The 21,722-nt window shown below is 62.9% G+C and carries 19 protein-coding genes; 8 read left to right on the forward strand and 11 right to left on the reverse strand.

The window, feature by feature from the left end; genetic code table 11:
• Window positions 1–34: 34 nt before the first annotated feature.
• Window positions 35–2,824, reverse strand: a complete 2,790-nt coding sequence (gene ppc / locus NR187_RS10325; protein ID WP_211382809.1) for a phosphoenolpyruvate carboxylase — start codon at window positions 2,822–2,824, stop codon at window positions 35–37.
• Window positions 2,825–3,665: 841 nt separating this feature from the next.
• On the reverse strand, window positions 3,666–3,944 hold the full coding sequence (locus tag NR187_RS10330; protein ID WP_211382808.1) for a hypothetical protein: 279 nt from the start codon (window positions 3,942–3,944) through the stop codon (window positions 3,666–3,668).
• A 591-nt stretch (window positions 3,945–4,535) separates the two neighbouring features.
• On the opposite strand from NR187_RS10330, the gene NR187_RS10335 reads away from it, so the two are divergent.
• The 3 genes from NR187_RS10335 (at window position 4,536) to NR187_RS10345 (ending at window position 7,357) form a co-directional block, all read left to right on the forward strand.
• Window positions 4,536–4,997 (forward strand): hypothetical protein, encoded by a 462-nt coding sequence (locus NR187_RS10335; protein ID WP_256806393.1) that lies wholly within the window; start codon window positions 4,536–4,538, stop codon window positions 4,995–4,997.
• A gap of 194 nt (window positions 4,998–5,191) precedes the next feature.
• The gene (locus NR187_RS10340; protein WP_211382807.1) at window positions 5,192–5,386 is read left to right on the forward strand and encodes a hypothetical protein; all 195 of its coding nucleotides are present in this window, start codon (window positions 5,192–5,194) and stop codon (window positions 5,384–5,386) included.
• A gap of 1,206 nt (window positions 5,387–6,592) precedes the next feature.
• Entirely contained in the window at window positions 6,593–7,357 is a 765-nt protein-coding gene (locus NR187_RS10345) for an outer membrane protein (RefSeq protein WP_211382806.1), read from the forward strand.
• Between the two features lie 279 nt (window positions 7,358–7,636).
• Here NR187_RS10345 and NR187_RS10350 read toward each other — a convergent pair whose 3' ends face one another.
• Window positions 7,637–8,158: an HdeA/HdeB family chaperone gene (locus tag NR187_RS10350; protein WP_249128937.1), complete on the reverse strand. Its 522-nt coding sequence runs from the start codon at window positions 8,156–8,158 to the stop codon at window positions 7,637–7,639.
• A gap of 621 nt (window positions 8,159–8,779) precedes the next feature.
• On the opposite strand from NR187_RS10350, the gene NR187_RS10355 reads away from it, so the two are divergent.
• A complete protein-coding gene (locus NR187_RS10355) occupies window positions 8,780–9,226 on the forward strand; it encodes a cytochrome c (protein WP_256806394.1) in 447 nt (148 codons plus the stop codon).
• Window positions 9,227–9,395: 169 nt separating this feature from the next.
• Here the strand turns inward: NR187_RS10355 and NR187_RS10360 are convergent, their stop codons facing one another.
• From NR187_RS10360 to NR187_RS10375, 4 genes are all read right to left on the reverse strand, one after another.
• Window positions 9,396–9,800, reverse strand: coding sequence for a YccF domain-containing protein (locus NR187_RS10360; RefSeq protein ID WP_211382803.1), 405 nt, complete (start codon window positions 9,798–9,800; stop codon window positions 9,396–9,398).
• Between the two features lie 121 nt (window positions 9,801–9,921).
• Complete coding sequence (locus tag NR187_RS10365; protein WP_256806395.1) at window positions 9,922–10,716, reverse strand: enoyl-CoA hydratase/isomerase family protein; 795 nt, start codon at window positions 10,714–10,716, stop codon at window positions 9,922–9,924.
• Window positions 10,717–10,840: 124 nt separating this feature from the next.
• Window positions 10,841–12,385 carry an acyl-CoA synthetase gene (locus tag NR187_RS10370; protein WP_256806396.1) on the reverse strand — a complete coding sequence of 515 codons (1,545 nt, stop codon included), beginning with the start codon at window positions 12,383–12,385 and terminating at the stop codon, window positions 10,841–10,843.
• Window positions 12,386–12,544: 159 nt separating this feature from the next.
• Window positions 12,545–13,354, reverse strand: a complete 810-nt coding sequence (locus NR187_RS10375; protein ID WP_256806397.1) for a crotonase/enoyl-CoA hydratase family protein — start codon at window positions 13,352–13,354, stop codon at window positions 12,545–12,547.
• A gap of 116 nt (window positions 13,355–13,470) precedes the next feature.
• Between NR187_RS10375 and NR187_RS10380 the strand changes: the two genes are divergently transcribed.
• Together NR187_RS10380 and NR187_RS10385 are read left to right on the forward strand one after the other, a co-directional pair.
• Window positions 13,471–14,343, forward strand: coding sequence for an SDR family oxidoreductase (locus NR187_RS10380; RefSeq protein WP_211382799.1), 873 nt, complete (start codon window positions 13,471–13,473; stop codon window positions 14,341–14,343).
• Between the two features lie 80 nt (window positions 14,344–14,423).
• The gene (locus NR187_RS10385; protein WP_211382798.1) at window positions 14,424–16,004 is read left to right on the forward strand and encodes a fatty acid--CoA ligase; all 1,581 of its coding nucleotides are present in this window, start codon (window positions 14,424–14,426) and stop codon (window positions 16,002–16,004) included.
• Window positions 16,005–16,182: 178 nt separating this feature from the next.
• Here NR187_RS10385 and NR187_RS10390 read toward each other — a convergent pair whose 3' ends face one another.
• Window positions 16,183–17,457, reverse strand: coding sequence for an acyl-CoA dehydrogenase family protein (locus NR187_RS10390; protein ID WP_256806398.1), 1,275 nt, complete (start codon window positions 17,455–17,457; stop codon window positions 16,183–16,185).
• Window positions 17,458–17,667: 210 nt separating this feature from the next.
• Here NR187_RS10390 and NR187_RS10395 point away from each other — a divergent pair, with 210 nt between their 5' ends.
• The gene (locus NR187_RS10395; protein ID WP_211382796.1) at window positions 17,668–18,447 is read left to right on the forward strand and encodes an enoyl-CoA hydratase-related protein; all 780 of its coding nucleotides are present in this window, start codon (window positions 17,668–17,670) and stop codon (window positions 18,445–18,447) included.
• 110 nt (window positions 18,448–18,557) lie between these two features.
• Here NR187_RS10395 and NR187_RS10400 read toward each other — a convergent pair whose 3' ends face one another.
• Genes NR187_RS10400 through NR187_RS10410 form a run of 3 tightly spaced genes read right to left on the reverse strand, consistent with a single transcriptional unit; the run spans window position 18,558 to window position 20,709 of the window.
• Window positions 18,558–18,935 carry a DUF6285 domain-containing protein gene (locus tag NR187_RS10400; protein WP_256806399.1) on the reverse strand — a complete coding sequence of 126 codons (378 nt, stop codon included), beginning with the start codon at window positions 18,933–18,935 and terminating at the stop codon, window positions 18,558–18,560.
• A 2-nt stretch (window positions 18,936–18,937) separates the two neighbouring features.
• Window positions 18,938–19,924 (reverse strand): phosphotransferase family protein, encoded by a 987-nt coding sequence (locus NR187_RS10405; RefSeq protein WP_256806400.1) that lies wholly within the window; start codon window positions 19,922–19,924, stop codon window positions 18,938–18,940.
• Window positions 19,921–20,709, reverse strand: a complete 789-nt coding sequence (locus NR187_RS10410; protein ID WP_211382793.1) for an enoyl-CoA hydratase/isomerase — start codon at window positions 20,707–20,709, stop codon at window positions 19,921–19,923. The genes NR187_RS10405 and NR187_RS10410 overlap by 4 nt, the downstream gene beginning before the upstream one ends.
• Before the next feature lie 165 nt (window positions 20,710–20,874).
• Here NR187_RS10410 and NR187_RS10415 point away from each other — a divergent pair, with 165 nt between their 5' ends.
• On the forward strand, window positions 20,875–21,654 hold the full coding sequence (locus NR187_RS10415) for an SDR family NAD(P)-dependent oxidoreductase (RefSeq protein ID WP_256806401.1): 780 nt from the start codon (window positions 20,875–20,877) through the stop codon (window positions 21,652–21,654).
• Window positions 21,655–21,722 lie beyond the last annotated feature (68 nt).

Raw genomic sequence — 21,722 nt, forward strand, 5'->3', positions numbered from 1 at the left:
CACCTCTCTCCAGCTTGCGGGGAGAGGTGAACACTTACCCCGTATTCCTCAAGCCCGCCGAGATGCCGTTGATGGTGAGCTGGATCCCGCGCAGCACCTGCTCATCCGGGTTCTGCGCGCGATGCTCTTTCAGCAGCTCGACCTGCACGTGGTTGAGCGGATCGAGATAGGGGAAACGGTGGCGCACCGAGCGCTCCAGCAGCGGGTTGCCCTGCAGCAGGCGATCCTGGCCCATGATGTCCAGCAGCGTCTCGATGCAGGAATGCCATTCGCGGCGGATGCGGCCGAAAATCTTTTCGCGCAGGGCTTCGTCCGGCACCAGCTCGGCATAGCGCGAGGCGATCGCGATCGAGCTCTTGGCGAGCACCATGTCCATGTTCGACAGCAGCATGCGGAAGAACGGCCATTCCCTGTAGAGCTCTTTCAGGAACGGCATGCCCTTGTCGGGATGCTCGGCGATCCACTGCTCGACCGCGCTGCCGAAGCCGTACCAGCCCGGCAGCATCAGGCGGCATTGCGCCCAGGAAAACACCCAGGGGATGGCGCGCAGATCCTCGATTGCGCGGGTCTTCTTGCGCGAGGCCGGACGGCTGCCGATGTTCAGCGTCGCGATCTCGTTGATCACGGTGGACGCCCAGAAGTAATCGACGAAACCATCGGTCTCGTAGACGAGGCCGCGATAGGCCTTGAAGGCGAGATTCGAAAGCTCGTCCATCGCGGTCAGGTATTCGCGTCGCGGCGCGCTCTGGCGCGGATGCAAGAGGCTCGCCTCCAGCGTCGCGGCGGCCAAGATCTCCAGGTTGTTGCGGCCGACCTCGGCATTGGAATATTTCGACGAGATGATCTCGCCCTGCTCGGTGATGCGGATCTGCCCGTTCACCGCGCCGCCGGGCTGCGCGATGATGGCATCATAGCTCGGGCCGCCGCCGCGACCGACCGAGCCGCCGCGGCCGTGGAACAGGCGCAGGCGTACGTGATGCCGCTCGAACACGTCGACGAGATTGATCTCCGCCTTGTAGAGCTCCCAGCCCGAGGTGACGAAGCCGCCGTCCTTGTTCGAGTCCGAATAGCCGAGCATGACCTCCTGCACGCTGCCGCGGCTGTCGACCAGGCGCCGGTAATCGTGCAGCGACAGCATCCGGTCCATGATGCCGGAGGAGGCCTGCAAATCCTCGATGGTCTCGAACAGCGGCACGATGTTGATGGCGCTGCGCCCGGAGGGATGGACGAGGCCGACCTCCTTCAGGAGCACCGCGACCTCGAGCATGTCGGACATGCTCTTGCACATCGAGATGATGCATTGGGGAATGGCGTCGGAGCCGAACTTCGCATGCGCCTCCGCGGCGGCATGGAACACGTTGAGCTCGCCCATGGTCTCGTCGCTGTACTTGACGAACGGCGACACCAGCGAGCGCGTTGAGCGCAACTCGTTGGTGAGCAGCGAGATGCGCGCCTCCTCGCCCAGTGCGAGATAGGACATGCCGGGATTGGCGGCGTCCATCAGCTCGGCGATGGTGCGCTCGTGCACCGCCGAGTTCTGGCGGATGTCGAGCCGCGCCAGATGGAAGCCGAAGCAGTCCACCGCGCGCCGCAGCAGCCGCAGTCGGCCGCGGGCGATGACGCGGGCGTTGTTGGAGATCAGCGAGCGGTGCAGCACGTCGAGATCGGCCTGCAGCTCCTTCACGCTCTCGTAAGGCTTGCCCTTGCCGACAGGCCGGCGCGTGATCTCGACCTGAAGCATTTCGGCCGTCGCAGTCAGGCGCGCATAGATGCCGGAGACCGCGAGCCGATAGGGCTCGCCGCTCCGGTGCGGCGAGGTATCGGGCGAGCGCTCCGCCAGCGTGCGCAGCTCCTCGGAGATATCGGCAAGATGCGCCGCGATCGACAGCTCCGAGCCGAGCACGTGCAACTCGTTCAGATAGAACTGCATCACCCGGCTCGACTGCAGCCGCAGGGTGCCGCGCATCACGTCGGCGGTGACGAAGGGATTGCCGTCGCGGTCGCCGCCGATCCAGCTGCCCATGCGCAGGAACGAGGCGAGCTCGCCGGCGGCCTGCTCGCCGCCCTCCTCCAGCCGGTCCTCCAGCGTGTTGACCAGCCGCGGCACCTCGCGCAGGAACGTGTAATCGTAGAACGACAGGCCGTTGGCGACCTCGTCGAGCACGGTGAGCTTGGTCCGGCGGAGCAGATTGGTCTGCCACAGCGTCAGCACCTCGCGGCGAAGCTGCTCGTCGCTGGCGGCGGTCTCGTCCGCCGTCAGCGCGACGCGCTCGCGGCGGTCGAGCAGGCTGGCGACCTCCATCTCGCGGTCCATCGTGCTCTTGCGGCGAACCTCGGTCGGGTGCGCGGTCAGGACCGGGCTGACGAGCGCGCTCTTGAAGAAGTTGCGCAAGGCGTCCGGGTCGATGCCCGCGGCCCTGGCATGGGCGAGCGTCTCGGCCAGCACGCCGGAGCCGCCCCCCTTGTTGGCGCGCATCTGGCGAATGTTGTTCTGGTCCTCGGCGATGTTGGCGAGGTGGGAGAAATAGCTGAAGGCGCGGACGATCCGCACCGTCTCCGAGGTCGACATGCTGTCGAGGATCTGCTCGAGCTCGCGGCGGGCGGTCCGGTCCTCATCGCGGTGGAACCGGATCGAGGTCTGCCGGATGCGCTCGACCAGGTCGAACACATCGGCACCCTCCTGGTCGCGCACGGTATCGCCGAGGATGCGCCCGAGCAGGCGGATGTCGTCCCGCAGCCGCACATCCGCTTCCAGCGCCTGGGCGTCCTCGGGGCGGTTGGGACGTTGATCTGCGGTGTCGGATGGTAATGTCTGGAGGGACATGGCTCGCTCCCCTGGTTCGAGCTCGCTTGGCTGCCCGGCTCAACCGAGTGTGCAAGTTTTTTGCCGCAGCGCAAGATGAAGTTGGGGGCGGCGCGGCAACGCCACCGGTCGTGGGCTGGAATGCACCTTGCTGACGGGCGCACGCCCCTCCGCGGTCTCGCGGCGCAGGCGCCCGAGCTTTGCGATCCGTTTCGCCCTCATCGAGAAAAAAGGGCGCAGGGAAGGCCGGGCGCCGGCTGGCACCCAGGGTCCGCACGCGGGAAACGCACGCGGGGTGACCACAGGTGATGCCGGGACATCCCAGCCTTCCCTGCGCAATGGTTTTACGGCTTATGGCGCGCTCTCCCCGGGGAGCGATGCACTATTGCTCACACCACCGCAAGCCTTGACGCACAGACCCCGGGCGTCAGGACCACACGCTTTTGCCGTCCGCGGACGTCCCTCCCCGGACATCCGGAAGCTTGCGCGTGCTCGCTCCCGAAGCCGAAAAGAAACGCTGTGACCGCGCCGGGTCGTTCACGCGGATCGCGATGGCTCACAGGCGTAGCCCGCCCTGCCACCTCGTCACGCGCCGGCGCTGCCGCGTCCATCGCATTCCGGCTCACGTATCGTGACGATCGCGAAACGCCCCTTTGGCGGGCCGGGATGTTTTACGGTTTACCCGAAGCTAAGAATTCGATCAATCAGAATATTTGCGGGCCTGTCCCTTGACCTGCATGTGGCGTGTTTTGCCCGTCGGGCAGTGCGAGGAATTGTGTGCGATGCCTTACTCAATCACTTCATCTGCGATGCCCAGCGTGGGCGGTATCGTCACCCCAGCGCCCTCGCGGTCTTGTGGAAATTAGCGCGCGAATTTGTAGTAAGCGACCGCCGCCGAAGTGACTGTAAGCAATGCCGATGCAATCCAGATCGGCCCCAGCACAAAAATGGCTATCGCACCCTGCCCACAGGCACCGCATGCAACCCAAAACAATATTGGAAAAAAACACAGCAGGATGACTACGGCCAATCCTGTACTGAGCCAAACTCCTCTCGCCCCCCATCGCGCACCAAACAACCATGGCATGGCGGGAAAGCCAAAAGACACAATAATCAAGAGATTCATCAGATCGTCGAACATGATTGGCTCTTGGTCGCCAACACGAAGCAGATGGTTCAAGCTCCTGCGAAAACCGCGCGAGCCTTGGTCGTCGCTACCAATTCATCGCGGACGGGACGGCGATGCGCAAAGCACTCAAGAACCCGCTCACGAAGAGACAACCGCCAAGTGCGGATGGAGACTCGCCGACCAGCCCCCTTTGACGCAAGGCGATCTCACATGCCTTCCGACCTCGCGATCTCTGCAAGGTTCTCAAGCTGACTCGCAAGCCCTGCCCAGCTCCGTGAGATGTTCGTCAGCACGGTCGCTCGACGGGCGGAATTCCTCGGATCAGCGGCAAGTAGTTTGTAATCGACGGCATAAGCGCGGCATTGTTCAGCTGTAGGCACGTTGTCCCCATGCGCTCATCAGTGTCCCGGTCGTGACCGATGGCGATGAGACGATCATCACACTTGTTTGGAAGTCGACACAATCAGGGGAAGCCGCGATGCAGCTATGTGACTTTGCGCTATGCAGTTTGTGCCAATTTAGCGCGGCGGGCCGTCACCAAACCCAATACAGGACGCCTACGTGCACAGCCGCGCTGACAGTAAGCTTTCACGGGTATTTGGCATGACGAACTTGAAATCGAGAGCCCTCTATTTGCTTCTTCTCCTGGGTCAACTGACAGGAGCGCTCTTTATAATCTTGGACGGGCTGCCCGAATTCAGGCACCTGATGACCTATCCCGGTGAGCAGCTGCCTTACGAACGGTCTGACAATCTTGCAGCGCCAATCATGATCGTTGCGATGCAAGTCGCCTATTGGTATCGCCTTCGATGCGTTCCGCTTCCCCCTCAGCGCTCGAATCCGATCCTGAGCCACCTGTTTCTCTTTCTGGGGCGCCTTGCTTTCATTTTCGGTGGCTCACTGTTCGGCGTCGTGTTCTTCAGACATTTGCCCGAGATCAATCAAGGCGCCGATCTCTGGCTCATGTTCCGTCGCGGGCTGCAACTGGTGGCGTCGCTATTCGCGCTATTCTGCGTCACGCTGGAACTGGAACGACTGGGGCGTACCCTTGGAGGCAGCCAATAGAAACGACGGATGCCGGTCACCCGCTTCGCATTGGCACAAAGTGCACTAGCCACGCACCGGGATTGTGCTTCTCTGCGATACGCCTCGCCGATCTTTCCAGCCCCCAAGCTTCCTAAGTTTGGCGAGAACGTAGAAGGCCCCGGCGCGGTCAGCAACTTCGTCGGGGCCGGCTAACGCGCAAGATAGCCGAGACGATGGACGCAGAGGAAGATCGCAAACGGGGTTTAGAGCTGGGGCGCCGATGGGCGGAGCATGCTTCAGCACATGAGCTTGCGACCATGGTGAGCGGCTCGTTCGACGATCTCAGCCAAATTCTGCCATCGGATACGTCCGACCATTTCGTCGGCGGCTTTCGCGAGGGCGTGTTGCGCGTCTGGCGCGGAGCCTAGGCGTGCCTCAGCACAAGGGCGCCCGGATGGGGACCAAGCGCCCTTGCACCCCCATCGTTGGCCGATCCAGGTGTGAGTTCTAAGGGATCGTGGACCAGGCCGACGAACGCTGGATTACCGAGCGAATCAATAGCTGAGTCCCTTGCCGCAATTGAGGCGGCTGCATCTTTCAAAAATGCGAAACGGACTTCGCTCGATCATGCCGATGCAGGCGCGCAACACGCCTACCGATGGTGCGCGGCAATGCATCGGCTATGAGGCCAATTGCATCGGCGACGTCCAACGCGCGTCAAGCTTCTCGGCAGTGCTGATGCCAACGGTCGAGCCCCGCAAACGACGCCGCGCTCAATAGCACGGCGGATACGGATAATAACCGCAGCGTCGGCCGTAATAGTACGCTCCCGTGGCCGCTGCTCCGACGGCAGCTGCGCCTACAGCAGCTCCATAGTACCCGCGCCGATACGCGCGCCGATGCACTCGCCTATTAACCCCCGCAATGCTGCCAGGTGTGAGCGGGCGACCGACACGAGCGTCGGCTTTGTCGACGGAGATGGAGACAGTCCCGGCTGGTGACCAGTGAAGCGACACCGGAGCCAAACACAATATTGCTGCACCGAGGGCCGCTCCGAGCATCGTTGATCTTTTCATGCTCTTGCTCCTAATTGGTTTCTTGCGACGTGCTGGGGCGCGCGGCTACTTTTTCTCTTCGGCAGCACCCTCATTCCGCTGTTCGCGCCGCTCCGTGCGCCCTGTCCGTCGCTCCTGACGCCGTTCAAACTCCGGTCTTCCCGCCCTCTCGCAGGTCGCCCAAGTTCCGGAGAGTGCGTGTTGATCCAGATCAACCTGGAGGCATGCGCCCGCCAACGATGGACTCAGGCAAGCCGCTATCATCGTTTCCTCACGCCCAGCGCTTGGAATCGCAAGGTCTGCTGTTGTCCTGTCAACGGACATCGTCAGCGCGACGAGGCATGTCCGAAACGGGGGCCAACAACAGACATCGCTGGCGCAAAATTCCAAGATGCAACTTCCTTAGTTGATTGGTCAATGGCACTTACGCAACTCGAGCGCGCATATTACCTAATTTTCCCGACTGTTGCGGCGTAGGCACACCTCATGCTGGTCGGATCAGCTAGGTTCGAGTTGGAATGCCGGACATCCAGAAAAGAACCGGCATCGTTCGGGTGAAACGTGGATGGAGCGAAAATAATGAAGAAGATTTTGTTAAGTGGCATGGCCTTGCTGGCAGTGAGCATGGCGGCACCCGCGTCAGCGGCTGATCTGGCTGCTAGACCTTACGTCAAGGCCCCGCCCCCGGTGGTCGCGCCAATCTATGATTGGACCGGTTTCTACATCGGCGCCAACGGAGGTTGGGGGCAAAGCCACGGTTGTGTGGATTTCGTGACGCCGGCAGGGATAGTCGCAGGTGGTTGCGCCGATCGCTCCGGGGGCCTCGCGGGCGGACAGATCGGGTACCGCTGGCAAACCAATCAGTTTGTGCTCGGCCTGGAAGCGCAGGGAGATTGGGCCGAAATCAAGAACACGCGCGTCAGTCTGATCGATCCGTTGATTTCGACCACCGGCAAGATTGACGCCATCGGACTCTTCACGGCGCAACTCGGTTGGGCGTGGAACGCCTCGCTGTTCTACGTGAAGGGCGGCGCCGCCGTGACACGCAATCGCTTCGATATATTCAACAACGTAACCGGGGTCGGCCTGGCGTCGGCAGGCCACACGCGCTGGGGCGGCGCTCTGGGTGTTGGCTGGGAATACGGCTTCACGCCGAACTGGTCGTTCGGTATCGAATACGACCATCTCTGGATGGGGCGTGACAATGCCGGCTTCGCAGGCGTGGTTACTCCCGGAGGGTTCACCCTCACCGGCAGCGGGGTCAGCCAAGACGTGGACATGGTCACGCTTCGGTTGAACTACCGCTTCGGTGGATACGGCGCACCGGTCGCAGCCAGATACTGATCGCACACATCTCCGCAAACCAAAGCCCCGGCTCGCCGGGGCTTTTTTGTGGATATGAATTTTCTGGCCTTTGCTACTTTTCGGTGTCCGAGTGGGGTCGAAATGCGAAGAACTCAACCTTAGCAAACCTAATCCGACATGCTTCACTGAGCGAACCTCAATGAAACTGCGCCGCTACTTCTCTGACGGGCCATTCGCAGAAGCCATGCTAATGGCCGAGTTCGTATGCATTCGGAAGGCGCTCTCCGTCGCTCGTAAGCGGCTGGAAACTGGTCCAGCCTAGCTAGCTCTGTTCTGAATGGCCGTTGGTAGAGTGCGGGATTTGTTCTTCTTGCAATACGCGACGACCGCTCTGGAATTCCTCTGCAGGCGATCGTAATCCAATACGCTGTTGCTTGCCGCCGCGTTGTAGTAGCCGCTCATGAAATATCTTACAAAGTCTTGATCCTCTGGACCGTACGCCAACCAAGTTCCGCAAGTGATCTTGTTAAAATCCAGCGTAGCGTTAGGCACCGCAGTTACGCCGATCGACTTTTCCAGCCCCACCATCACACTCGCACTCGGGTTGGATTGGCACCACCCTCTTACGCTTGCGACATTTGTCCGATGCAGGTCAAAATCTACAAACGTCCTCCGACTTTCATAACTAAACCAGCCGGTCATCCAAGCCGAAAACTTGCTCGACGGTGCAGCCGGCATGGCGAGATATTCGCTACAGGTGATGCTGCGAATATCGGCCGTCGTGGCAAGCGCCTCACTGGCGAACCCCGGGACAATTGAGACGAACGTGAGGATAATCAACCTGCATCTCATTGTGATGACCTCCCCAGTAACGGGTGACCGACAGGTCACTCGTGATTTAATATGATCACAAGATCTGCATCTCGTGACCCCAATAACTAATCGCCCTTATTGGCGAGTGCCCTAGTTGATCTAGATCAACGGCGGCGGACCCAACTTTCTGTCGGCTTCGAGTCCAGAAGCTGCCGACACGCATTCCGCCGCGTTAGGTCGGCAACGGCCAAGCAGCTGACATCGCAACGGGCGCAGCACGCGTAGAATGGTTGAGCGCTTGCGAAACCCATGATGCCTCGTCTCCGGCGGATGGATTGATGGGATTCGCTTTCGCTCTACCCATCCTGCGAGCTTGGGCCACAACCGGATTCATGCACCGCAGCAAAAATGACCGTTATGCGATCATCTCGTCGGGACGGGCAAGATCGCCAGCAAGTGCACACTCCCGGGCGCGAACATTCGGATGATTTTCGGCATGGGCGGCTGAAACAATCGGGTGTCGATACGTTCGTCGCAATTTTCTTGAAGCCTCGTCCCTGAGCCGAAAGCCCGTCTTGATGTGAGTCAATCGTTCGGAGGGCAAACCGGCTAGTGGTAAAGGTCTTCTAGCCGGCGTCGGAGCGCGACATGATAAAATTCGGTGTATGGTTGACGATCACCGGTCTAACCGCTGGCTTCGCTGCTTCGGCCCGAGCTGAAGACCTCGACATCGGCAAGTCAGAATTTCAGTCTTCCTGCGCGAGTTGTCATGGCGCGGATGCAAAGGGCAAAGGACCGGTCAGCGACCAGCTCAAGACACCGCCTCCCGATTTGACGATGTTGGCCAGGAACAACCACGGGGACTTTCCCGCGAACGCAGTTTATGAAGCCATAGAGGGATTGAAAACAATTCCCGCTCACGGCACTCGTGAAATGCCAATTTGGGGGGAACGATTCAACCCTATTGTGAAATTGCCTCACTATGTTGATCCGTCTTATTGGAAGATGGCCGGGCCGGAGCAAAGCCCGGAAGTCGTCGTGCGAAAACGCATCCACGCTGTTGTCGATTACCTGAGTCGTGTTCAGCAGAAGTAGCAACCGACGAGCTACGATTGCTTGCTCATCCCGCCTGGCGCCTTCCAAAGGGGAGGGCAAGAAATGCGCGTAGGATGGGTTGAACCCTTGTGAAACCCATCATGCTTCGTCTCGCGCGGACCGATTGAATGGTTTCGCTGCCGCTTTACGCTTCCTACGTGTTCGCGCCTTAAGCCGGCACGATCACCTTGCCGATCGGCCAGAGCGCGATGCCTGCGAGCTTCAGATGCGCCCATGCGAAGGGGATGCCGATGATGGTGATCGCGAGGACCAGCGCCGTCAGGAGATGGCCGAGCGCCAGCCACCAGCCGGCGAGCACGAACCAGATGATGTTGCCGATCACCCCGAGCGGGCCGGTGCCGATATCCTCGACGCCGGTGACCTCGTAGCGATTGACTGCCCGCGAGCCGAACGGCATCAGCGTGTAGACCGCGATGTTGAACGCCGCCCGCGCCCAGGGCAGGCCGATGATGGTCACGGCCATGATGACCGCGGCGACCAGCCAGCCGAACGCCATCCAGGCGCCGCCGATGAGGATCCAGAGGATGTTGAGCAGGATGGAAACGGGGGTCATGGCATAATCCGCGGTTAGTGACCCCGTTCCTATAGCACGAGCTGCGACGTCATGGTCGATCACGTCCGCGCTCGTCGGCGTGTGACCCCCGGCATGACGCCGCAGTTCCGCTCGGCCGCGCTCAGCGGCCCTCGAATTTCGGCTCGCGCTTCTCCATGAAGGCTTTCATGCCCTCGGCCATGTCCTGCGTCTTGAACAGCGGCAGGAGCTGGAGATAGACGTGGTGGACATGGTCCGAGAAGTTTTGGTTCAGGCCCATCCGCATCATGCGCTTGGAGGCCTGCACCGCGAGCGGCGCATTGGCGGCGATTTCGCGGGCGATGGCAGTGGCGCGGGTCATCAGCTCGGCGTCCGGCACGACCTCGTTGGCGAGCCCCCATTCCAGGCACTCGCGTGCGCTCAGCGTGCGGCCGGTGAAAATCAGCTCGGAGGCCTTGGCCCAGCCGAGCATGCGCGGCAACAGCCAGGTACCGCCGGATTCCGGCACCACGCCGCGCTTGACGAAGGCGGCGGCGAGCTTCGAGGACTCCGCCATGATGCGGATGTCGCAGCCGAGCGCGGTGTCCATGCCGTAACCGGCGGCGCCGCCATTGACGGCGCAGATGGTCGGCTTGTCCATCGCCTGCAACACCGTCGGCGGCGTGTTGCGCAAATTGATCGTGGTCGGCGAGGATGCCGCGCTGAGACCGTTGCCGTCGCGCTCCTTGCGCAGGTCGAGGCCGGCGCAGAACGCCCTGCCCTTCCCGGTGAGGATGACGACACGAACGTTCTTGTCCTCATTGGCCTCGGTGAGCAGCCGCGCGAGATCGTTCAGCATTGGGCCGGATATCGTGTTCATGCGCTCCGGCGCATTCAGCGTGATGGTCGCGATGTGGTCGGCGACCTCGTAGAGGACTTCGCTGGTAGCATCGCTCATGACGAATGTTTCCCTGTCAGTTCCCTTGCAGGGTGGGCAAGGCGCGTTTGCGCCGTGCCCACCATCGGCACAATCGGTCGTCATGGTGGGCACGCTTCGCTTCGCCCACCCTAGGGATTCCTTCTCAAATCTTCCGTCCCGCCTGCTCCCAATAGGGATCGCGCAGGAGGCGCTTGAAGATCTTGCCGGAATCTTCGCGCGGCAGCCCGGCGCGGATTTCGATGTGTTTTGGCACCTTGTAGTCGGCGAGCGAAGCCTTTAGCCGGGCCCGGATGCCGGCGGCATCGAGCGTGATGCCGGCTTGCGGCTCGACCACCGCCATCAGCGCTTCGCCGAACTCGGCATCGGGGATGCCGAACACCGCGCAATCATGCACGCCGGGGACGGCATGCAGCACCGACTCGATCTCGGCCGGATAGATGTTGACGCCGCCCGAGATCACCATGTCGCGCTTGCGGTCGCAGATGAAGACGTAACCGTCCGCGTCGATATAGCCGACATCGCCTGATGTGATGAAGCCGTCACGGTCGATCTCGGCGCGCTTCTCCGGCTTGTTGTGATAGGTGAAATCGGCCATCCCGGCCATGCGGGAATAGATCTCGCCGATCTCGCCGACGCCCAGCACGCGGCCGTCCTCACCGAGGAAGCGCAGTTCGGCGCCGGGCGAAATCCTGCCGACCGTGCCGGGCTTGCTCAGCGCGTCCTGCGAAGTTGCGAAGGTGACGGCGCTGGATTCGGTCGAGCCGTAGAATTCGTAGATCACCGGCCCCCACCACTCGATCATGGCGCGCTTGACGTCGGCCGGACACGGCGCCGCGGCGTGGATGATGTGGCGCAGCGAAGAGACGTCGTATTTCCGACGCACCGCCTCCGGCAGTTTCATCAGGCGAATGAACATGGTCGGCACCATGAAGATGGTGTCGATTTTGAAGCGCTCGATCAGCTCCAGGAACTCCTCGGCCTCGAAGCGCGGCATCAGCACCAGCGCGCCGCCGAGCTTGCCGGCGCGGATGCCGAACGAGTTCGGCGCGGAGTGATAAAGCGGGCCCGGCAGGATCGCGCGCGCCCCGGGCTTCAGCCCGTAGATCATCGCGCGCATGCGCTCGCCGGCCGCCGCCTGCTCCGGCGTCGGCGCATGGCGCCGCACGCCCTTGGGGTGCCCCGTCGTGCCAGAGGTGTAGATCATGTTCATGGGCTGCGGCACGACCGGGCCGTCATAGGGCTGCAATGCCGCGAGCCAGGATTCGAAATCGATCGCGAAGTTCGGCGTCTTCAGATGATCCGGATCGATCTTGTAGTTGGAGAGAATCTCCGGCGGCGTCGGCACGCTGAGCACAGTCACGCCTTTCGGAATCGCATCGCGCAAGGCATGCAGCATGTCGGCATGGCCGATCAGCACGGACGTTCCAGTATCGGCGAGGATGTAGTTGATCTCCTCCGGCTTGAAGTGCCAGTTGATCGGCACGCCATAGGCCCCGAGCCGCATCGCGGCATAGGCTGCCTCCAGGAAGGCGATGTCGTTCCGCATCAGCATGCAGACGCAATCGCCCTGCTTGACGCCGATCTTGCTGAGACCGGAAGCGATGCGATCGGCGCGGCTCGCGACCTCGGCGTGGGTGCGACGGCGATCGCCCGAGACGATGCCGAGGAATTCTGACATTTCACTCATTTTTGCTGTCCGATCTTTCGTCGGGTTTGAGATCTCAGTCATAACCGTGGTCGTCATTCCGGGATGCGCCGAAGGCGCGGGCCCGGAATCCATACTCACGATCGTGGTTATGGATTCCGGGCTCGATGCTACGCATCGCCCCGGAATGACGGAAGATTGCTAATCCGCGAACTTCGGGGCGCGCTTTTCGAGATTCGCCCGCACCGCTTCGGTCTGGTTAGCGCTGCCGATCAGCTTCTGCTGCTCGACGGATTCGGCGAGCAGTGCGGGCCCTGGATCGACCGAAAGGTTGTTGAGCAGGCGCTTGGCGGCGCGGATCGCATCGGGGCTCTTGCCGGCGATCTCGCGTGCGACGTCGAGGGCAGTTGCGCGCGGGTCGTCGCAGATGCGCGTGGCGAGGCCATAAGTCATCGCCTCCTGCGCGGAGAAGATGCGCCCCGTATAGGTGAGATCGCGCAAGATGTCGTCGCGCACGAGCGAGGCCAGGATCGGCGTGCCCGCCATGTCGGGCACCAGGCCCCATTTGATCTCCATCACCGACATCCGCGCATCGGGGGAGAGGAAGCGCATGTCGGCCCCGAGCGAGAGCTGGAAGCCACCGCCGAAGGCAACGCCGTGGACGGCTGCGATCACCGGCACCGGAAGCTGGCGCCAGCCCCACACCGCCTGCTGCGCAAAATTCGCCTGGCCGTGGGTGCGCGCGGTGAGGTCGCGATTTTCGCCACCCGGAATTCCGTTGCCGCCCTTCTCCTTCATGGCGGCAAAACGCCCCATGTCGAGACCGGCGCAGAAGGCGCGGCCTTCGCCCGACAGCACGACGACGCGCACGCTTTTGTCCTTCGAAAGCCGATCCGTTGCGGCAACAAGGGCCTCGAACATCGCCTGATCCAGCGCATTCATCTTGTCCGCGCGCACCAGGCGCACGTCGGCGACGCCTTCCGAGATCGAGATCGAGACGCGCTCTTCCATGGATGAATTCTCCCCTGGTTCCTGCCTGTTCTTGTTCGGTGCCGCTTTACAGGAGTACGGCGGCCGGATTTAGTCAATCGACCAATTAACTGACAATCCCTACGGGGGAAACACCCATGTTCAAGGAAAATCTTCTGGCCGGCCGGCGCATCCTCGTGACCGGCGGCGGCACCGGGCTCGGCAAGTCGATGGCAGCGCGGTTTCTCCAGCTCGGCGCCGAGGTGCATATCTGCGGCCGGCGCAAGATCGTCTGCGACGAGACCGCGACCGAGCTGATGGACCAGTATGGCGGCCGCGTCAGCAGCCACGGGGTCGACATCCGCAATGCGCTCGCGGTCGAGGAGATGATCGAGACCATCTTCCGCGACGGTCCCCTCACCGACCTCATCAACAACGCCGCCGGCAATTTCATCTCGCGCACCGAAGAGCTGTCGCCGCGCGGCTTCGATGCGGTCGCCAATATCGTGATGCACGGCACGTTCTACGTGACGCACGCGGTCGGCAAGCGCTGGATCGCCTTGAAGCAGCCGGGCAACGTCGTCTCGATCACCACGACCTGGGTGCGCAACGGCTCGCCCTATGTGGTGCCGTCGGCGATGAGCAAGTCGGCGATCCACGCCATGACGATGTCGCTGGCGACCGAATGGGGCCGATACGGCATCCGCCTCAATACCATCGCGCCGGGCGAGATCCCGACCGAGGGCATGAGCAAGCGCATCAAGCCCGGCGATGAAGCCGGCGCGCGCACCAAGGCGATGAACCCGATGGGCCGGGTCGGCACCATGGAGGAGTTGCAGAACGTCGCCGTGTTCCTGATCTCCGGCGGCTGCGACTGGATCTCAGGCGAGACCATCGCCATGGACGGCGCCCAGGCGCTCGCGATGGGCGGCAATTTCTACCAGCTCCGCGACTGGAGCGACGACGACTGGAAAACCGCGCGTGAAAGCATCATGGCGCAGAACGAAAAGGACCGGGCGAAGCGGGGCTAGCTCGCTCTCTCCCGTATTGTCTTTGCCCGCGGATGACGCCACACTCCGCGGCATAAAAACAAAACGCCTACGGGAGAAACATGTCCACCACACAGCCATTGGCGAACCTCGCCGACATGGTGCGCGAGCGCGGCAAGAGCCGCGGCGACGCCATCGCCTACGAGTTCGAAGGGCGCATCACCAGCTTTGCCGAGTTCGACATCAAGACCAACAAGGTCGCGAACGCGCTTCTGGCGGCGGGCGTGAAGAAGGGCGAGCGCATCGCCTATCTCGGCAAGAACAGCGACCTCTATTTCGAGCTGCTGATGGGTGCGATGAAGGCCGGCGTGGTGATGGCGCCGGTGAACTGGCGGCTCGCCGGGCCCGAGGTCGCCTTCATCGTCGCGGATTGCAAGGCACCGGTTCTGTTCGTGGGGCCGGAGTTCATTGCGCAAGTTCGCCAGATCAAGGACCAGTTGCCGGGCGTGCGCACTGTCATCACGACCGAGGGCGGCGCGCCGGAATGGCAGGATTTCACGGCCTGGCGCGAGGCGCAGAGCGGCGATGATCCGAAAGTGCCGATCGACACGAAAGACATCGCGATCCAGCTCTATACATCGGGCACCACCGGCAAGCCGAAGGGCGCGATGCTGTCGCATGCGAACTTCCTCAATCTCGTGCAGACCGGAAACGCCGCGGACAAGCCGGAGTGGAACCGGTGGTCAACCAACGACGTATCGCTGGTGGCGATGCCGATCTTCCATATCGGAGGCTCCGGCTGGGGCGTGATGGGGCTCTATCACGGCGCCCGCGGCGTGATCGCACGCGAGTTCGATCCGACCAAGGTGCTGGATTTCTTCGAGCAGTCGGGCATCACAAAGCTCTTCATGGTGCCGGCGGCGATGCAGTTCGTGGTGCGGCAGCCGCGTGCGAAAACCGTCGACTTCTCGCGGCTGAAATACATGCTCTATGGCGCATCTCCCATTCCGGCCGCGCTGCTGAAGGAGTGCATCGAGATCTTCAAATGCGGTTTTGTGCAGATGTACGGCATGACGGAGACGACCGGGACCATCGTCGCGCTGCCGCCGGAGGATCACGTCGAGGGGCTGGAACGGATGCGTTCGGCCGGCAAGGCGCTGCCGGGCGTCGAGATCGCGATATTGGACGCGGACGGCAAGCCGCTGCCGCCGCGCCAGGTCGGCGAGATCGCGACGCGCTCGGGCTCGAACATGGCAGGCTACTGGAATTTGCCGGAGGCGACCGCATCGACACTGCGCGCCGACGGCTGGCTGCGCACCGGTGACGCCGGCTACATGGACGAGGACGGCTATCTCTACATCCACGATCGCATCAAGGACATGATCATTTCCGGCGGCGAGAACATCTACCCCGCCGAGGTCGAGAGCGCGCTGTGCGATCACCCTGACGTCGCCGAAGCCGCCGTGATCGGCGTGCCCGATGACAAATGGGGCGAGGCGGTGAAGGCGGTCGTGGTGATGAAGCCGGGCAAGGAGGCGACCGCCACCGACATCATCAACTTCACCCGCGAGCGCATCGCCGGGTTCAAGACGCCGAAGAGCGTGGAGTTCCTGCCGGCGCTGCCGCGCAATCCCTCAGGCAAGATCCTGCGGCGGCAGTTGAGGGAGCCGTATTGGGCGGGGAAGGACCGACGGGTGAATTAGCCGCGACTGCCTCCACATCGTCGTCCCGGGGCGCGCGTAGCGTGAGCCCGGGACCCATAACCACTAGATCAAGTTTGGCGACGACTCAGAGTTGCCAGCTCATACACAACTTCTCGCTTGGGTTATGGGTCCCCGCCCTTCGCGGGGACGACTCGGAGAGAGATAACGCGCAATGCCCCTAATGCTTCCCCGGCCCCATATAGCCGAACAGGAACCCCGCCACCTTGCGCATCTGGATCTCCTCGCTGCCTTCGGTGATCCGGTAGCGGCGGTGGTGGCGGTAGATATGCTCGAACGGCTTGTGGCGTGAGTAGCCCATGCCGCCATGGACCTGCATGGCGCGATCGGCGGATTCGCAGCAGAGGCGGTTTGCCCAGTAGTTGCACATCGAGACGCGGTCGGAGAGCGTGCGCTCGATCTGCTCTTCGTTGAGCTTGTCCATCTCCCAGGCGGTCTTGCGGATCAACAGGCGCAGCATCTCGGCTTGCGTGGCCAGCTCCACCAGCGGGAACTGGATCGCCTGGTTCTCGGCGAGCGCCTTGCCGAACGGCTTTCGTTCGCGCGCGTACTTCACACTCTCGTTGATGCAGTAGACGGCGGCGCCGAGCGAGCTCGCGGCCTGCCTGATGCGGTTCTGATGGACAAAACATTGCGCCAGCGCCAGGCCGCGGCCAACCTCGCCGAACAGCGCATCCTCCGGGACGAACACATCCGTAAAACTGACGCGCGGATGGTCGGTCGGCATGTTGAAGGTCCACATGTACTCTTCAATCTTGACGCCATGGCTCTTGGCCGGCACCAGGAAGCAGGTGATGCCGCGCGCATCGCCGTCATTACCGCTGGTGCGCGCGAACAGCGCGCAGTGCGTGGCGACGTGCATGCCGGTCGTCCACATCTTCTCGCCGTTGATGATCCAGCCCTTGACGTTGTCGCGGGTCGCCGGCACCGCCCGCGTTTCCATGTGGGTCGCATCCGAGCCGTGATTGGGCTCCGTGAGGCCAAAGGTGATGCGATACTTGCCCTTGATCGAGCCGTCGATCATCGCCTTCTGGTCGTCGCGGCCGTAGCGGTCGAGCATCGTCGCGACGGGGAAATTGCCGACGATGGAATGCTCGTTCTGGAGGTCGTTGTGCAGGCCGAGGCCCTTGGCGGCGAAATGCTCGCGGATCACGGCCATCCAGAGGTTGGAGCCGTCCTTGCCGCCATACTGTCTCGAGACCGCAAAGCGCAGATGGCCGGCGGCGTCGGCAAGGTCCTTCGCCTTGCGCAGCAGCGCTTCCCATTCATGGCGCGGCAGGCCGCCGTTCTCGAAATCGGTGCGCGCCCATTCGCGGCGATGATCGAAGAAGCGGATGTTGTCGTCGGCCTGCTCCAGCGGCTTGATCTCGCGTTCGATGAAGCCGTCGAGCTCTCGGAGATAGGCGGCGAGATCGGCAGGCAGTGAAAAATCCACAGGTTCTCTCCCGAATGATTTTATCGTTTTGCGTTAAGGCGCTAGGCGCGTTTTGCTTCGCACGATTAAGGTGAGAAGAGCGCCTTCAAGTCAAGCAATGCGAGGCGTGCCGGCCGCGCAAGGCGCGTTGCGCAATTCGATGGTGCCCAAGCACTGAGGCGCGGTAGTATGCCGCCAATATTCCTTCACGAGAAAATGCGGGAGCGAGCGATGGAGCTGAAATTTTCCAAAGTGGAACGCAAGGGGCCAATCACGATCGTCACGCTGTCGCGGCCCGAGGTCTACAACGCGCTGCACACCGACGCGCATTTCGAGCTCCAAAGGGTCTTCGACGATTTCTCCGCCGATCCCGAGCAGTGGGTCGCGATCGTCACCGGTGCCGGCGACAAGGCGTTCTGCGCCGGCAACGATCTGAAATGGCAGGCGGCGGGCGGAAAGCGCGGCTGGGACAAGGGCGGCTTTGCCGGCCTCACTGCGCGATTCGACTGCGACAAGCCGATCATCGCCGCGGTCAACGGTGTGGCGATGGGCGGCGGCTTCGAGATCGCACTGGCCTGCGACCTGATCATTGCCTCAGAGAATGCGACCTTCGCGCTGCCCGAACCGCGCGTCGGGCTGGCCGCGCTCGCCGGCGGCCTGCACCGGCTGCCGCGCCAGATCGGGCTCAAGCGCGCCATGGGCATGATCCTCACCGCGCGCCATGTCAGCGCCAAAGAGGGCCACGAGCTCGGCTTCGTCAACGAGGTGGTGCCGCAGGGCGAGGCGCTGGCGGGCGCACTGCGCTGGGCGGAGATGATCACCAAGAACTCGCCGATGTCGATCCGGGCTTCGAAGCAGACCATTCAGAAGGGGCTCGGTGTGTCGCTCGAGCAGGCAATTGAAGAGCAGCGGGACTATCCGGCCGTGAAGGCGATGGTGGCGTCGCAGGACTACATCGAGGGCCCGAAGGCATTTTCCGAGAAGCGGCCGCCGAAATGGGTGGGGAAGTAGGAGGTCCCTCCCCTCGTCATTGCGAGCGCAGCGAAACAATCCAGACTGTCTCCGCGGAGCGACTCTGGATTGCTTCGCTGCGCTCGCAATGACGGAGACAGTGGGAACGCTTAGCCGTCTCGCGACAGTTCGCGCTTGTACGATGCGTAGTTCGGCTGATCCACGGCAAGCTTGTCCATCGTGGTCTGCCAGAGATGCTCGGCGAGACCGGTCGTTGCGAGATCTACCTCGCCCTTGGCGATGCGTTCGGCCAGCGCGCGGTTGAGATCGGTGACCGAACCATCACCACCCAGCAGAGCACGCAGTCGCTCCACCTCTTTCGCATCGCTCCCCTGCTCCAGCGTCAGGTGCCGTGTCACGAGATCAAGGATGTTGATGGCCACGCGCAGCTTGAAGGCCTGGTGGCCAGAGACCAGCGGCGCGATGTCATTGCGCAAGAAATCAGCGACCGTCCTGGTCAGCTCGATCGGGGTCGGTTCGTCCTGCATGGTCAACTCCCTCGCGGCGCGAGCAGCCGCAACAGATCGATCTCGGTCTCGCTGGCGCGGCGGCCGATCATGGCGCGCTCCATGGAATGGTCCGGACCCTCGCGAAACCGCTGCATCATGCCGCCGCACATGATGCCCCAGCGCAGCGTGCCCATCACTTCCCAGAACTTTACACGCGCAGGCTCGCATTTGCGGCCCGCGGCTTCGTAGCCCGCGAACAATTCCTCGCGCGAACCAAAGCCGCCGACGGGCTTGTCGATCTCACCAAAACGCCAGGAGTTGACGCAGACCCAGCCGAGATCCTCCATGGGGTCGCCGAGATGGGCGAGCTCCCAATCGAGCACCGCACGGACGCCGTCGGCGCCGATGATGAGATTGCCGTTGCGGAAATCGCCGTGCACCAGCGTCGTCTCGGCGGCGGGACCCGGATCGTGGCCGCGCAGCCAGCGCAGCGCCAGCTCGAACACCGGCTTTGGCCAGTTCAGGCTGCGGTAGTCACGTTCGAACTCGTCGATCTCCTTCGCCGCCGACATGTGCCGCAGCTCGGGCAGCTTGTCCTGCGGCAGCCCGTGCAGCCCCGCTAGCACGCCGCCGATCTGCCGCGCGAGAAGCGGCCGCGCCGCAGCGAACTCGTCGTCGCGCAGGATCTTGCGCGCGATGGTCTCGCCATCGACCCGCTGCATGATGAAGCCGGTGCCGAGATCGTCCTCGGGCACCAGAACATGCATCACCCGCGGCGACGGCAGGCCCGCTTCATAAGCGAGCTGCATCAGCTGCGCTTCGGCCCCAAGCCCTGCCGCGCGCGTCGGCGCCGCGCCATAGCCTTTCGGCGAGCGGCGCAGGATCGCGCCGATCGGCCCATCGGGGTGCACGATATCGAAGCGCCAGGTTTCCTGGCTCGCGCCACCGGACAGTCTTGCAGCTCCGGTAACGCCCGTCGCGCCCGGGCACCAGCGCGCGACGCTGCGGGAGAGTTGCGTCTCGATCATTTGCCCTTGAACTGCGCCGGGCGCTTCTCCAGGAACGCGCCGACGCCTTCGCGAAAGTCCTGCGTGTCGCCGGCACGAAGCTGGCACTGGAATTCGAGATTGAGCTGGTCCTCGAAGGAATTTTCCGGGCTGTCCCAGTAGAGCTTGCGGATCAGCGACAGCGCGACCGTCGGCCCGCTGGCGAGCTCGCGTGCAAGCTTCATCGCCTCCTCCATCAGCACGCCGTCGTCATAGACGCGGTTGACGAGACCCCATTCCAGCGCCTTCTCGGCCGGCAGCCTTTCGCCCATCAGCGACAATTCGATCGAGCGCGCCCGGCCGACGAGCCGCGGCAGCAGCCAGGTCGAGCCGCAATCCGGCACAAGGCCGATGCGGCGGAACGCCTGCAGAAAGTAGGAGGATCGCGCGCACAGGATCATGTCGCCGAGCAGCGCGAAGCTCATGCCAGCGCCCGCGGCCGGTCCGTTGACGGCGGTCACGATCGGGCAGTGCAGATTGCGGATGCGGCGCAGGAAGGGGTGGAAACCGGTCTCGAGCGTCAAGCCGGCCTTGGTCTTCTTCGACTGGTCGTTGCGGCCCTGGAGGTTCGCGCCGGTACAGAACGCACGCCCCGCGCCGGTCAGCACGACGCAGCGCACCTCGTCCTTCCTCTCCTCGATCGCGTCGAGCGCTTGCGCGAGACCGCCGAGCATGTCCACGGAGACCGCGTTCATCACCTCCTGATGGTCGAGCTTGAGGATCGCGACCGAGCCATCGAGATCGAGCGTGACGTGTTTGAACTGCATGGTTTCCTCGTCAGTTGCGGCCAGCGACGTTTCGCAGACCGGAATTGCTTTTGCCGGGGCGCATATTTGATTTTTGGCGCGGTCTTGTCCATGGTGATCGGAGCATAGCAAGCAATCTTGCGCGCAGCGGCTGATGCGACGCATACCAAAAGCAGGACACGCGCCATGGACCTTTTCGACCTCACTGGCCGTGTCGCCGTGATCACCGGTGGCAATGGCGGCATCGGGCTCGGCATCGCGCAGGCGCTAGCCGGCCAGGGTTGCAACGTCTCGATCTGGGGCCGCAATGCTGACAAGAACAAGGCTGCTGCCGCGAGCATGGCAGGCCTCTCCGGCAAGGTCGATACCCGCGTCTGCGACGTCACCGATCCGGCCTCGGTCAATGCCGCAATGAAGGCCACGCTCGACACTTTCGGCCCGGTCGACGGCTGCTTTGCCAATGCCGGCATCGGCGGCGGCGGCCGGCGTTCCTTCATCGAGCGCACCGAGGAAGAATGGCGCACCATGTTCGCGACCAATCTCGACGGCGTGTTCCACGCCTTCCAGGCGGCCGCAAAGCACATGACCGAGCGCGCCAATGCGGGCGATCCCTTCGGCCGGCTGGTTGCGACATCGAGCCTGGCCTCGATCTTCGGCACCGCGCGCAACGAGCACTATGCGGCGACCAAGGCCGCGATCAACGCGCTGGTGCGCGCGCTCGGCGTCGAACTGGCACGCCACGGCGTCACCGCGAATGCGATCCTGCCCGGCTGGATCAAGAGCGACATGACATCAGGCATCATGGCCAACGAAAAGTTTGTCGCCAACGTGATGCCGCGCATTCCGGTGCGGCGCTTCGGCGAGCCCAGCGATTTCGGCGGCATTGCCGTATATCTGATGAGCAAGGCGTCATCGTATCACACCGCGGATACGTTCGTTATCGACGGCGGCTATACGGCGTTTTAAATTCGTAGGGTGGGCAAAGCCGCGCTTGCGGCGTGCCCACCATAAGCAATTGTGGTGGTGGGCACGCT

The organism is Bradyrhizobium sp. Bra64 (assembly GCF_024519875.1).
Taxonomy (GTDB): domain Bacteria; phylum Pseudomonadota; class Alphaproteobacteria; order Rhizobiales; family Xanthobacteraceae; genus Bradyrhizobium; species Bradyrhizobium japonicum_G.